Source organism: Pseudomonas japonica (assembly GCF_013522925.1).
GTDB classification, from domain to species: Bacteria; Pseudomonadota; Gammaproteobacteria; order Pseudomonadales; family Pseudomonadaceae; genus Aquipseudomonas; species Aquipseudomonas japonica_A.
In genome coordinates, this window is record NZ_JAAMQU010000010.1 from 23,781 (window position 1) to 36,985 (window position 13,205).

A 13,205-nucleotide genomic window follows, 5' to 3' on the forward strand; every position below is an offset into this window, starting at 1 on the left:
CACGGGCGATGCTGGCCTTCGCCGTGCTCGCTTTGAACGCTCCGGCGCACGGCGCGCCGGAACACATTGACCCCGCGCTGCTGCGAGTGAGCCCTCACCCCAGCGGCGAGGACACCACCCAGCGGCGGCCCACCCCCGCCTTGCGTAGCGCCATATCCGCGAGCGGCTTCGGCCTGAACGAGGCCGTACGGCTGGCGGTGGAATGGCACCCCAGCATCGCCCAGGCGGTGAGCGTGCTCTATCAGCAGGGCGAAGGCATCAATACCGCCGAAGCCGGCTATTACCCGCAGCTGTCGGGGGGTATCAAGGGCGGGCTGGACAGCGGCTATGACGGCGAACGGGGCAGCCAGTCCCTGAGCCTCTCGCTCAAGCAGATGCTGTACGACTTCGGCAAAGTGGACAGCGCGGTCAATGCTGCCCGCGCCAAGGCGGCCCAGGCCCAGGCGCAGCTGTTGCTGACCATCGACCAGGTGGCCCGGGACACGGCCTATGCCTACATCGAGAGCCAGCGCTACCGGGAATTGCAGGCCACGGCCGAAGCCCAGCTGCAAGGGCTGCAGAAGATCGTGGAACTGGCGCGGCAACGCAGCGACATGGGCGCCAGCACCCGGTCGGACGTAGTGCAGGCCGAGTCTCGCGTGGACGGCGGGCGCGCTACGCTGCAGGAATACCGCGCGGCCTATGCCCGCTGGCAGGCCACCCTGGCCAACCTCCTGGGCCGCGCCACCACGCCGGATGGCGATGACACCCAGCCCCCCGGCCTTGCCCAGGCCTGCGAAGCGGCCGACCCGAACAACGGCACCGACGCCTTGCCGGCCGTGCTGGCGGCCTTTGCCCAACGCGACCAGGCCCAGGCCGAGCTTGCCCAGGCGCGCGCCCAGGCCTACCCCACGGTGTCGCTGGAGCCTTCGATCAACCATTACCTAGACAACAACTACAACAAGGACAACCCCTACCTGGACCGCACCCAGGCCGGGATCTACATCAATGTTGAGGTACCGATCTACCAGGGCGGCGCCACCAGCGCGCGCACCCGTGCCGCCGGTTACGCCCTGGGTGCCGCCGATGCTGCTGAGGACGCGGCGCGCTTGCAGGCCCGTCAAGGGCTGGCCGAAGCGCGGGTGCAAACCCTCAGCCTGAGCAATCGCCTGGAAGCGCTGCGCCGTCGGCAAGGCAATATCACCGAGGCCCGAGAGCTGTATGGCCGGCAATACTTGGAGCTGGGCACGCGGCCGCTGCTGGACCTGCTCAATGCCGAGCAGGAAATTCATCAGGCCCGCTTCGACCTCACCAACACCCAGGAAGACCTGCAACGGTTGCAGGTCGACTGCCTGTACAACAGCGGTGGCATGCGCCGCGTATTCGCCCTTGAAGGGCGCAACCTTCAAGGCGTGGAGGTATTGCCATGATCGAAGCCAGCCAAGTGCCTGCCACCACCGCACCGCCGCCGGACTTCCAGCCGTGGATGGACGCGATCCTGCTGGTAGCCCGGCATTACCGCCTGGACGTTTCCCCTGAAAGCGTTCGCCTGGCTTCGCTGCACCGCGACGAGCCTTTGGAGCAGGTGGTGCGCCAGATGGCGCGTCAGGCCGGGCTTACCGCCAAGTTCAGCGGCGCGGACGCCCGGGTATTGAGCCGCTGGCGTATGCCATTGGTGCTAGAGCTGAGCGATGGCCAGGTGGGCGTAGCCCAGGGCCTGGGCGCGGACGGCGAGCTGGGCGTGGTGTTCAGCGGCGATCAGGGCCTGCAAAGCCGCCTCACCCTGGCTGAGCTGAGCGGCCAACTGCGGCGGATTTTGGTGCTACGGCCCAGCCGGCCGTTGGCCGACGCCCGCACCGACGACTACGTGGCGCCTTATGACGAACACTGGTTCCGCCGTATCGTGCTCAAGGACCTGCGGCCTTACGGGCATGTGATGCTGGCATCGCTGGTGGCCAACCTGTTGGGCATGGCCGGTGTGCTGTTCTCCATGCAGGTGTACGACCGGGTGGTACCGGCCGAATCCCTTCCCACCCTTTACGTGTTGTTCGGCGGGGTGATGCTGGCGGTGACGTTCGATTTCGTGATGCGCCTGATGCGCCTGCGGATCACCGACCTGCTGGGCAAGCGCGCCGACCTGCGTGTGTCGGATGTTGTGTACGGCCACGCGCTGCGCCTGCGCAACTCGGTGCGTCCGCGCTCCACCGGGTCATTCATCGCGCAGCTGCGCGAGTTGGAGCAGATACGCGACCTGATCACCTCCAGCACCGCAACCGCCTTGGCGGACGTGCCGTTCTTTTTCCTGTTCGCCGTGGTGTTCTACCTGATTGGCGGCCCGCTGGTGGGCATCCCGTTGGTAGCGCTGCTGGCCATGCTTATCCCCGGTGTGCTCTGCCAGCGCCGCTTGGCCCGGCTGGCCAACGCCAACCTGCGCGAGTCCGCCTTGCGCAACGCCATGCTGGTGGAAAGCATCCAGGGGCTGGACGACCTCAAGGGCCTGCAGGCCGAGCAGCGCTTCCAGCAACAGTGGAACCGCTACAACGCCGCCTCCGCGCAGAGCAGCCTGGAGCTGCGTACCCTCACCAATACCTTGGTGACCTGGACCCAGAACGTGCAGAACGCGGTGTTCGCCGTGGTGATCGTGATCGGCGCACCCATGGTGATCGGCGGCGACCTCACCACCGGTAGCCTGGTGGCGCTGTCCATGCTGGCCTCACGCATGATGGCGCCCATGGCGCAGCTCACCAGCGTGCTCACCCGCTGGCAACAGGCGAAGGTGGCGCTGCAGGGGCTGGACCGGCTGATGCGCCTGCCCGTGGACCATCCCGAGGGCAGCAGCCGCGTGCACCTGCCGGCGATCCGCGGCGACTATGCGCTGGAACAGTCCAGCTTCCGCTATAACCCCGAAGCCCCCCCCGCTCTCACGGTGGCCAGCCTGCGCATCCGCCCCGGCGAGCGCATCGCTATCCTGGGCCGCAACGGCGCGGGCAAGTCCACCTTGCTGCAGGCACTGGCTGGCAGCATGGACCTGGCCACCGGGCAGGTGACCCTGGACGGCATTGCCATCAACCACATCGACCCAGCCGACCTGCGCCGGGACGTGGGCCTGCTGCTGCTGCAAGCGCGGTTGTTCCACGGCACCCTGCGGGAGAACCTCACGCTCGGCGCGGGGCTGGCCAGCGATCAGGAACTGGTTGCCGCATTGGCCGCCACCGGCGCGTTGGACTTCGTGCGGCAGTTACCCAAGGGCCTTGACCACTTGCTGCATGAGGGTGGACTGGGGCTGTCCGGGGGGCAGCGGCAAAGCTTGCTGCTGGCCCGGCTGCTGGTGCGCCAGCCCCAAGTGCTGCTGCTGGATGAGCCGACCGCCGCGCTGGATGACGTGACCGAACGCACCTTGCTTGAAGACCTGGGCAAATGGAGCCGCGGCCGTACCCTGATCGTGGCCACCCACCGGGTAAGCGTGCTGCAACTGGTGGAGCGGATCATTGTGGTAGATAACGGACGTATCGTGATCGACGACATGCGGGACGCCGCCCTTGCACGCTTGCGCCAACCCGGAGGGCCCCAGGCATGAAACAGTTGATACCGGTTACCCCCGCGGCAAAACCCGCCGATAGCCCCTCCTACCTGGACGGCAGCGACGACACCGCAGTGGTACGCGCCAGCCGGGTAGTGTGGGTCACCGCCCTGGCGCTAGGGGCGTTCCTGCTGTGGGCCGCCAATTTCGAAGTGGTGGAGGTTTCCAACGGCACCGGCAAGGTAGTCCCCAGCTCCCGGGAACAGGTGATTCAGTCCCTTGAAGGCGGGATCGTCGCGGCGCTGAACGTGAACGAAGGCGATGTGGTGCAGCGCGGTGACGTGCTGGCCCAGCTGGACCCCACCAAGAACGAATCCAACGTGGGTGAAAGCGAAGCCAGGTACCGCGCCGCCTTGGCCAGCGTGGCGCGGCTGCAGGCCGAGGCCAGCGACCGGCCGCTGAGTTTCCCGGCGTCGTTGCAGACCTCGCCCGATCTGGTCCAGAGCGAAACCCAGCTGTACAACAGCCGCAAGCGCGGCTTGGAGGCCACCCTCAAAGGGATCAACCAGTCCCTGGCGCTGGTGCGCAGCGAACTGGAAATCACCGAAAACCTGGCCAAGATAGGCGCTTCCAGCCGGGTAGAGGTGATCCGCCTTAACCGCCAGCGCTCGGAACTGGAGCTCAAGGCCAGCGAAGCGCGTTCCGAATACGTGGTGCGCGCCCGTGAGGAACTGGCGAAGGCCAGCGCCGAGGCTGACAGCCTGGCCCAGGTGGTTCGGGGCCGTGCCGACTCGCTGTCGCGGCTTACGTTGCGCTCGCCCGTGCGTGGTGTGGTGAAGGACATCGAGGTGACCACGCTAGGGGGCGTGGTACCGCCCAACGGGCAATTGATGCAGATCGTGCCCATGGACGACCGCCTGCTGATCGAAACCCGCATCGCCCCCCGGGACATCGCCTTTATCCACCCGGGGCAGTCGGCCAAGGTGAAGATCACCGCCTACGACTATTCCATCTACGGCAGCCTGGACGGCACAGTGGTGAACATCTCGCCTGATACCTTGCAGGATGAGGCCAAGCCGGAGGTCTTCTATTACCGGGCGTACATCCGCACCGCCGATGACGTACTGCGCAACAAGGCCGGCACTACCTTCCCGATCGTGCCGGGGATGATCGCCAGCGTGGACATCCGCACGGGCGCCAAGACGGTGCTGGCCTACTTGCTCAAGCCGCTGAACAAAGCCAAGGAGGCGTTGCGCGAGCGGTGATCAGTTACCGGCCAGCCGCGCACCGCGGCCTTCGATCAGTTCCTGGGTTTCGAAGCGTTTCCATTCCCGCGCGATTTCGTTGTAGGGCATGAAAATACTTACCCGGGGCTGGTCGGCCAGGTCTGGCCGGTGCAGTGCTTGCAGGTCGCCCTTGGTAAGGTAGGCCACGTTGATACCGACCGCCTCGCCGTCCGCGGCGAACACTGGCCCGCCGGACATGCCCTTGGCGGTGGGCCCGTTGTGGGTGCCATACATCACGTTATCAGTGGCGCTCAACCGCACCATGGCCGGCAAGGCCTTGCCCGCGCCGGTGATCGGTACATACAGCGAGTTGTAGCCCACCGCCGTCAGCGTTTCGCCCGGCACATATTGGCGCCACTGCGGCGCATGGTCGGCCTTGTGGCGGAAGAACTGCACGTCCCCTTTCCCTTGGTGAACCGAACCTGACAGATAAGGCACATGCTTGACGGTGACTGCGTAGTCGTCGTTCCACTGTACGGCGCTGCCCATCAACATCAGGGGCAGCGGCCCGCCGGAATGAACCACGAAGGCTTGGTCGTAAACAGGGTCCTTGAGATAAGCGGTTGGCACTCCGTTGCACCCGCTGAGCAGCACGCAGGCTGCCAGAAGTGACTTGAAGGGAAACATGGTGATGGCTACTGGCTAGGTTGTTGTTGAAGTAGCGCGAATATGTCAGTGAGCCATCACTGGTGCCAGCACCTCTTGTCTGGATCCATGTGAACAAAATGTTCGGATCCACGATATTTAGCGGGATGTATATTTAGTGCGCTTTACAACATCTTTAAACCACCGTAGTAGAGCGGCTCAAGCGGCAAAGCGAAACATTCTTAACGGATCCAAAATGGCTGGATCCCAGATTTGTCAAGCGGGATCCAGCCGAACGGTCATTGGTTTTTTCAGGTCTCGTACCTTCTTCAACAGAATCTCTCGCTAGCTGACAAACCTGACAGTTAGCCGTCATGCTGGCGTACCGTTGAACCCGCTATAAAGCGGGTGACCCCTTCCCTCTTTTTTATAAGCTGCCCCATGCAAAAGCCCCTTCGCCTGTCGATCGCCTGTGCTGCCGTGGTCCTTCTCGTGTGCGCCGCCTGGTGGCTGAGCCGCCCCGCCAGGGCACCAGCCGCACCGGCGAAGGCCGCCGCCGTACCGGTAAAGGTGATCCAGGTGGCGTCGGCGGATGTGCCGCAACTGGTGTCGGCCATCGGCACGGTTACGCCGCTGCAAAGCGTGACCGTGCGGGCCCAGGTGGATGGCATCCTCACCCGCTTGTGGGTGAAGGAAGGTCAATTCGTTGAAAAGGGCCAATTGCTGGCTAGCATCGACGACCGCGCACTGCGTGCCAGCCTGGATCAGGCCATGGCACAGGCGGCGCAAACGCGGGCGCAATTGAAAGTGGCTGAAGTGGACCTCAAGCGTTACACCGAACTGGCCCAGGACCGCAGCATCCCGCGCCAGCAGCTGGACCAGCAGCAAGCGCTGCACGACCAACTCCAGGCAACCCTGCAAGGCAACGAGGCCGCAGCGGCAGCGGCGCGGGTGCAGCTGTCCTATACGCAGATCCGCTCGCCGCTCGCCGGCCGGGTGGGTATTCGCGCAGTGGACGAAGGTAATTTGCTACGGGTGAGCGATGCCCAAGGCCTGTTCAGCGTGACCCAGCTCGACCCTATCTCGGTGCAGTTCGCCCTTCCCCAGGCTCAGCTGCCCACGCTTCAGGCCCTGCTCAGGGCACCGGAGCAAGCGGCCGTGACCGCCTACGCCGGTGGCGACATCAATGGCGGCGAGCCACTCGCCCAGGGGCGCCTCAGCCTCATTGACAATCAAGTGTCCAGCACCACGGGCACGGTAAAAGCCAAGGCGCAGTTCGCCAACGGCGGGCAAACCCTGTGGCCGGGCCAGCTGGTGAATGTACGGCTGCAAACCCTGCTGCGCCGTAACGCTCTGGTGGTGCCCAATGCCGTGGTGCAGCGCGGCGTGAACGGCACCTATGTGTACCGCCTGCAGGGTGAGAACGTGGAAAGCGTGCCGGTGAAGGTCGTCGACCAGGCCGGCGAACGCACAGTGATCGACGGCGTAGCAGCGGGCGATAAGCTGGTAAGCGACGGCCAGTCCCGGCTCAAGCCGGGCATGCGGGTAGATGTACTACGTGACCCGCCGCCCGCGAACGCCACGACCGCCGAGGCACAGCCATGAGCGGGGTGCGCTCGCCGTCGGCCTGGTGCATCGACCACCCGATAGCCACCCTGTTGTTGATGTTTGCCCTGGTGTTGCTGGGCGGCATCGCCTTCCCCCGGCTGCCGGTGGCACCGTTGCCCGAAGCCGAATTCCCGACCATTCAGGTAATGGCACAACTGCCCGGCGCCAGCCCGGAAACCATGGCCTCCTCGGTGGCCACGCCGCTGGAGGTGCAGTTCAGCGCCATCCCCGGCGTAAGCCAGATGACCTCTACCAGCGCGTTGGGCTCCACCACCCTCACGCTGATGTTCACCCTGGACAAGAACATCGACTCTGCCGCCCAGGAGGTGCAAGCGGCGATCAACACCGCGGCGGGGCGCTTGCCTCAGGATTTGCCCAACCTGCCCACGTGGAAAAAAGTGAACCCCGGCGACAGCCCTGTACTCATCCTCGGCATCAGCTCGGCCCAGCTCACCGGGCCTGACCTCAGCGACCAGGTGGAAACGTTGCTCGCCCGGCAGATCAGCCAGATCGACGGGGTGGGCCAGGTGAACATCACCGGCCAGCAACGCCCGGCCATTCGCGTGCAAGCCCAGGCGGACAAGCTTGCCGCCGTAGGCATCACCCTGGCTGACCTGCGCGCCGCCATCCAGGCCGGCAGCCTTAACCTGGCCAAAGGCGCGCTCTACGGTGACACGCGCATATCCACCCTCGCCGCCAACGACCAACTGTTCAAGCCGGCCGACTATGCCGATCTGATCGTGGCCTACCGTGACGGCGCCCCGGTGCGCATGCGGGACGTGGCCAAGGTGGTGGCGGGGGCTGAAAACGACTACGTACAGGCATGGTCGGAGAACCAGCCCGGGGTGAACCTGGTGATCTCCCGCCAGCCCGGCGCGAATATCGTCGACACTGTGGACCGCATCCAGGCCGCATTACCGGGGCTGCAGGCGATGCTCCCGGCTTCGGTGGACATCAACGTGCTCACCGACCGCACGCAAACCATCCGCGCCTCCCTGCACGAAGTCGAGCTCACGCTGCTGATCGCCATCCTGCTGGTAGTCGCAGTGATGGCGCTGTTCCTGCGCCAGCTGTCCGCTACGTTGATCGTGTGCGCGGTGCTGGGGGTATCGCTGGTGGCCAGCTTTGCCTGGATGTACGTGCTGGGCTTCAGCCTCAACAACCTTACGCTCGTGGCCATCGTGATCGCGGTGGGGTTTGTGGTGGACGACGCCATCGTGGTGGTGGAAAACATCCACCGCTACCTGGAGCAAGGGCTGAGCCGGCGCGAAGCGGCCATTCGCGGCAGCAGCGAGATCAGCTTCACCGTGGTGTCGATCAGCTTTTCGCTGATCGCGGCCTTTATTCCGCTGCTGTTCATGGGCGGCGTGGTGGGCCGGCTGTTCAAAGAGTTCGCCCTTACCGCCACCTCTACCATCCTGCTATCGGTGCTGGTGTCGCTTACCCTGGCGCCGACACTGGCGGCGCTGTACATGAACGCGCCCAAACACCGTGCCCATTCGCGGCAGACCTTCTCCGAACGCCTGCTAGCCGGTTACGAACGGCTGCTGGGCAAGGCCCTGGACCATCAGCGCTTGATGTTGGCCATATTCGCCGTGTCGCTGGGGCTGGCCGTGGCCGGCTATGTCTACATCCCGAAGGGGTTCTTCCCCGTCCAGGACACAGGCTTTGTGCTGGGCACCAGCGAAGCGGCGGCGGACACCTCCTACGGCGACATGGTGGCGCGCCACCTGGCGTTGGCGAAAATCGTGGCGGCAGACCCCGCCGTTCGTACGTTCTCGCACTCGGTGGGTGTAACCGGCAGCAACCAGACCGTGGCCAACGGGCGCTTCTGGATTTCCCTCAAGCCTCGCGAAGACCGCAACGTGAGCGCCAGCGAATTCATCGACCGCATTCGCCCGCAGCTCGCGTCGGTGCCGGGGATTGTGCTGTACCTGCGCGCCGGGCAGGACATCAACCTCAGTTCGGGCCCCAGCCGCAGCCAGTACCAGTACGTGCTCAAAAGCAACGATGGGGATGCCTTGAACCTGTGGGCACAACGGCTGACCGAAGCCCTGCGGGAAAATTCCGCCTTCCGCGACCTGTCCAACGACCTGCAGCTGGGCGGCAGCACCACGCCTATCGAGATCGACCGTGCCGCCGCCGCGCGGTTTGGCCTGAGCGCCAGCGACGTGGACCAGGCCCTGTACGATGCCTTCGGCCAGCGCCAGGTGAGCGAATTCCAGACCCAGACCAATCAATACAAAGTGGTGCTAGAGCTGGACACCGCGCAGCGAGGGCAGGCCGAAAGCTTGAATTACTTCTACCTACGCTCGCCGCTCACCGGCGAGATGATCCCATTGGCCGCGCTGGCGCATGTGGGCACGCCGCGCAGCGGGCCGCTGTCCATCGCCCACGACGGCATGTTCCCGGCGGCCAACCTCTCCTTCAACCTCGCGCCGGGGGTGGCCTTGGGCGATGCGGTCAGCCTGCTGGAAACCACCCAGCGCGAACTGGGCATGCCGGCGAGTATCAGCGGCACCTTCCAGGGCGCGGCCCAGGCGTTTCGCAGCTCACTGGCGAGCCAGCCGTGGCTGATCCTGGCGGCGCTGGTGGCGGTGTACATCATTCTGGGCGTGCTGTACGAGAGCCTGGTGCACCCGCTCACCATCATCTCTACCCTGCCCTCTGCCGGCCTGGGCGCGTTGGCGTTGTTGTGGGCAGCCGGCCAGAGCTTCTCGATCATGGCGCTGATCGGGCTGGTGCTGTTGATCGGCATCGTGAAAAAGAACGGCATTCTGCTCATCGACTTCGCCCTGAATGCCCAGCGCAACGATGGCCTGGCGCCGCGCGAAGCCATCCGCCAGGCCTGCCTCACGCGTTTGCGGCCTATCGTGATGACCACCCTGGCGGCACTGCTGGGCGCGGTACCACTGATGCTGGGCTACGGCGCCGGCGCGGAGCTGCGCCAGCCGCTGGGCATTGCCGTGGTCGGCGGGTTGCTGGTGAGCCAGGCGCTGACGCTGTTCACCACGCCGATCATATACTTGCAGCTCGAACGCCTGTTCCACCGCCGCGCCGCCGTCGCGCCCGGCCCAGCCCCGGAGGGCCACCATGCGCATCCTGATCATCGAGGATGAAGAAAAGACCGCGGACTACCTGCACCGTGGCCTCACGGAACAGGGCTACACCGTGGACGTGGCCCATGACGGCGTGAACGGCCTGCACCTGGCGCTGGAGCTGGATTACGCGGTGATCGTGCTGGACGTGATGCTGCCCGGCCTGGACGGCTTCGGCGTGTTGCGCGCCTTGCGCGGGCGCAAGCAAACGCCGGTGATCATGCTTACCGCGCGGGAGCGCGTGGAAGATCGCATCCATGGCCTGCGTGAAGGTGCCGATGACTACCTGGGCAAACCCTTCTCGTTTCTGGAGCTTGTCGCCCGGTTGCAAGCGCTTACCCGCCGCAGCGGCGGGCATGAACCGGTGCAGATCAGCGTGGGCGACCTGTGGATTGACCTGATCAGCCGCAAGGCCCTGCGCGCCGGCCAACGGCTGGACCTCACCGCCAAGGAGTTTTCCCTGCTCACGGTACTGGCGCGGCGCCAAGGGCAGATCCTCTCGAAAACCGCCATTGCCGAGATGGTGTGGGATGTGAACTTCGACAGTGACGCCAACGTGGTGGAAGTGGCGATCAAGCGGCTGCGGGCCAAGCTCGACAACCCCTTCGAGGAAAAGCTGCTGCACACCATTCGCGGCATGGGCTATGTGCTGGAGCGCCGGCATGCGCACTGACTCCATCGCCTTTCGCCTGGGTGGGTTGTTTGCCCTGGTTGCGCTCGGGGTGTTCGTGGTCATCGGTGGCGCGCTGTACCGCCAGGTAGACAAGAGCCTCGACATATTGCCCAACGCCGAACTGGAGGCCCGCTACAGCGTACTGGAGTCGGCGATCACCCGCTTCGGCGACCCGGAGCACTGGGCCCGCTTGCACAACAAGCTGAACCTGCTCAGCGAGGAAGACAAACGCCTGCACTTCTGGGTGGTGAGTGGCGACCCCGCGTATGAATATGGGCAGCCCGATGCCGCCACCCGAGGGCTGGCCAACGGGCCGCTGGGCATTCACGACTGGCAGCGCCCCGACGGCACACCGCTCAAGGTGCTGGTGAGTACCCTGCCCGGCCATGATCAGCGGCCAGCGTTACGCTTCCTCATCGGCATTGACGTGGACAACGTGCGGCAAACCCACCACGACCTGGCCATGGCTTTGATCGGCTGCGCCGCGCTCGGGGTGTTGCTGGCCAGCGCGCTCGGCTATTGGGTGGCGCGGATCGGCCTGCGCCCGCTGCGCCGGGTGTCGCGCCAGGCGCAGCAGCTGGCGCCGCCAAAGCTTTCGGGCCGGCTGCGCCCCAGCCACCTGCCGCCCGAGCTGGAGCAATTGGTGGACGCGTTCAATGCCGCGCTGGAGCGGGTGGAAGGTGCCTATCAGCGGCTGGAATCGTTCAATGCCGATGTGGCCCACGAGTTACGCTCGCCGCTGACCAACCTGATCGGGCAAACCCAGGTAGCACTCACTCGCGGCCGCAGCGCCGAGCATTACTTCGAAGTGCTGCAATCCAACCTCGAAGACCTCGAACGCCTGCGCAACATCATCAACGACATGCTATTCCTGGCCCGCGCCGATCAAGGCGACCGCGCCCGCAATCTTGTGCCTAGCAGCCTGGCCGAGGAAGTGGCCGCATCCCTGGACTACCTGGATTTCATTCTCGAAGACGCCGGCGTGACCGTACACGTAAGTGGCGACGCTCAGGTGCGGGTGGAACGCAGCCATTTGCGCCGGGCGCTGACCAACCTGATTCACAACGCCGCCCAGCACAGCCAGCCGGGCCAGGTGATCGACGTCACCGTATTGGCCGAAGGCGAATACGTAAGTGTCGCCGTGAGCAACCCCGGCCCGCCCATCGCCGACGAACAACTACCGTTGCTGTTCGAACGCTTCTACCGCGCCGACGCCGCCCGCTACAACGAAGGCGGCAACCACGGCCTGGGCCTGGCCATCGTCAAGGCCGTGGCCTCGCTGCACGGCGGCAGCGTGTTCGCGCGCAGTGGCGGTGGGGAGAATACTTTTGGCTTGAGTTTGCCGGTGACTGGCCATGTGGCTTGAAAACTGTGAAACCGCACCGCCCCTTGTGGGAGCTGGGGGGCCGGCCATCCGGCGCAGCGGCAGGCGTAGCTCGCGAATGAGGTTAGAAAACTATTCGCGAGCTTCCCACGGCCATGCGCCAATATAGATTAGGGGTAGAGCTCCTATCCGGTGGGAAGCGGGCGCAGCTCGCGAACGGTAGCCCTACAACCTCACCTGCCCATCGATGCAGGTGCTCACATGCCCACCCAGCCAGATGTCCTTGCCGCTGCGCTCCACGTATACCCGCCCGGCACGGCCGAGCACGGTGCCCTGGCTGACCACGAAACGATCCGGCGCCAGGCCTTCGCGGTACAGCCACTGAGCGATGCCCGCATTCAAGCTGCCGGTCACCGGGTCCTCTGGCATGCCGTCATCAGCGATAAACGCGCGCACTTCGAATTGCGCCTCGCCACCGTCCAGCGCTTCATTCCACGGCGCGAACACACCGACTGCCAAGCCCTTTAGCGCGGCGTAATCGGGCTCCAGGCCCAGCACGGTGTTGCGATTCCGCAGGCGCAGCGCCAGCCAGCCGGCGCCGTTGTCCACCCATTCGGCGGATACAACCTCGGCCGGGTCCAGCCGCAAGCCGCGGCAGGCCCGCTCCAGTTCCTTGCGGGTTGGGGAGCCCGAGCGCAACAATGGCGGGCACACGAACGCCAGCTGGCCCGCTTGCTGACGCACCCGTACAAGGCCTACGCCGCATTCCTGAATGATTTCCTAACCCTTTGGTTTGCCCCCGGCTTCAAGCCACGCATGGCAGGTACCCAGCGTAGGGTGGCCGGCAAACGGCAGCTCGCGAACGGCGGTAAAGATCTGCACCCGGTAATCCGCCCCTGCTGTTGTGGGGGGCAGCACGAAGGTGGTCTCGCTGAGGTTGGTCCAGCGGGCAAACGCCTGCATCTGCTCATCGCTCAGGCCCTCGGCGTCCAGCACCACGGCAAGGGGGTTGCCCAGCAACGGCGTGGCGGTGAAGACATCGACTTGCTTGAAGCTGCGGGGGCGGGTTGGCATTGATTCGGCCTGTGTGACATCGAAAGCCTGTGATGGTAGCGCACAGTTTGTGGCCTGT

At 65.2% G+C, this 13,205-nt stretch carries 8 protein-coding genes and 1 pseudogene; 7 read left to right on the forward strand and 2 right to left on the reverse strand.

The features are described from left to right. Window positions 1–8: 8 nt before the first annotated feature. Genes G7016_RS16470 through G7016_RS16480 form a run of 3 tightly spaced genes read left to right on the forward strand, consistent with a single transcriptional unit; the run spans window position 9 to window position 4,764 of the window. Window positions 9–1,409 (forward strand): TolC family outer membrane protein, encoded by a 1,401-nt coding sequence (locus G7016_RS16470; protein WP_181116938.1) that lies wholly within the window; start codon window positions 9–11, stop codon window positions 1,407–1,409. Further along, window positions 1,406–3,556 carry a type I secretion system permease/ATPase gene (locus G7016_RS16475; protein ID WP_181116442.1) on the forward strand — a complete coding sequence of 717 codons (2,151 nt, stop codon included), beginning with the start codon at window positions 1,406–1,408 and terminating at the stop codon, window positions 3,554–3,556. The genes G7016_RS16470 and G7016_RS16475 overlap by 4 nt, the downstream gene beginning before the upstream one ends. Next, window positions 3,553–4,764: an HlyD family type I secretion periplasmic adaptor subunit gene (locus tag G7016_RS16480; protein WP_181116445.1), complete on the forward strand. Its 1,212-nt coding sequence runs from the start codon at window positions 3,553–3,555 to the stop codon at window positions 4,762–4,764. The genes G7016_RS16475 and G7016_RS16480 overlap by 4 nt, the downstream gene beginning before the upstream one ends. On the opposite strand, the gene G7016_RS16485 is transcribed toward G7016_RS16480, so the two are convergent. Continuing rightward, a complete protein-coding gene (locus G7016_RS16485) occupies window positions 4,765–5,412 on the reverse strand; it encodes a serine protease (RefSeq protein ID WP_258195222.1) in 648 nt (215 codons plus the stop codon). A 399-nt stretch (window positions 5,413–5,811) separates the two neighbouring features. Here G7016_RS16485 and G7016_RS16490 point away from each other — a divergent pair, with 399 nt between their 5' ends. Genes G7016_RS16490 through G7016_RS16505 form a run of 4 tightly spaced genes read left to right on the forward strand, consistent with a single transcriptional unit; the run spans window position 5,812 to window position 12,115 of the window. Continuing rightward, on the forward strand, window positions 5,812–6,975 hold the full coding sequence (locus G7016_RS16490) for an efflux RND transporter periplasmic adaptor subunit (protein WP_181116448.1): 1,164 nt from the start codon (window positions 5,812–5,814) through the stop codon (window positions 6,973–6,975). Beyond that, on the forward strand, window positions 6,972–10,097 hold the full coding sequence (locus tag G7016_RS16495) for a multidrug efflux RND transporter permease subunit (protein WP_181116452.1): 3,126 nt from the start codon (window positions 6,972–6,974) through the stop codon (window positions 10,095–10,097). Before G7016_RS16490 ends, G7016_RS16495 begins: the two co-directional genes overlap by 4 nt. Next, complete coding sequence (locus G7016_RS16500; protein WP_181116455.1) at window positions 10,072–10,749, forward strand: heavy metal response regulator transcription factor; 678 nt, start codon at window positions 10,072–10,074, stop codon at window positions 10,747–10,749. Before G7016_RS16495 ends, G7016_RS16500 begins: the two co-directional genes overlap by 26 nt. Next, window positions 10,739–12,115 carry a heavy metal sensor histidine kinase gene (locus tag G7016_RS16505; protein ID WP_181116457.1) on the forward strand — a complete coding sequence of 459 codons (1,377 nt, stop codon included), beginning with the start codon at window positions 10,739–10,741 and terminating at the stop codon, window positions 12,113–12,115. Before G7016_RS16500 ends, G7016_RS16505 begins: the two co-directional genes overlap by 11 nt. A 183-nt stretch (window positions 12,116–12,298) precedes the next feature. Here the strand turns inward: G7016_RS16505 and G7016_RS16510 are convergent. Beyond that, window positions 12,299–13,147: pseudogene (locus G7016_RS16510) on the reverse strand (PhzF family phenazine biosynthesis protein). Between the last annotated feature and the right edge of the window lie 58 nt (window positions 13,148–13,205).

Excerpts from the sequence above, each read along its gene's own strand:
- G7016_RS16480 (WP_181116445.1), top strand. The coding sequence starts at position 3,553 with ATGAAACAGTTGATACCGGTTACCCCCGCGGCAAAACCCGCCGATAGC.
- G7016_RS16485 (WP_258195222.1), bottom strand. The coding sequence starts at position 5,412 with ATGTTTCCCTTCAAGTCACTTCTGGCAGCCTGCGTGCTGCTCAGCGGG.
- G7016_RS16500 (WP_181116455.1), top strand. The coding sequence starts at position 10,072 with ATGCGCATCCTGATCATCGAGGATGAAGAAAAGACCGCGGACTACCTG.
- G7016_RS16495 (WP_181116452.1), top strand. The coding sequence starts at position 6,972 with ATGAGCGGGGTGCGCTCGCCGTCGGCCTGGTGCATCGACCACCCGATA.
- G7016_RS16470 (WP_181116938.1), top strand. The coding sequence starts at position 9 with ATGCTGGCCTTCGCCGTGCTCGCTTTGAACGCTCCGGCGCACGGCGCG.
- G7016_RS16505 (WP_181116457.1), top strand. The coding sequence starts at position 10,739 with ATGCGCACTGACTCCATCGCCTTTCGCCTGGGTGGGTTGTTTGCCCTG.
- G7016_RS16490 (WP_181116448.1), top strand. The coding sequence starts at position 5,812 with ATGCAAAAGCCCCTTCGCCTGTCGATCGCCTGTGCTGCCGTGGTCCTT.
- G7016_RS16475 (WP_181116442.1), top strand. The coding sequence starts at position 1,406 with ATGATCGAAGCCAGCCAAGTGCCTGCCACCACCGCACCGCCGCCGGAC.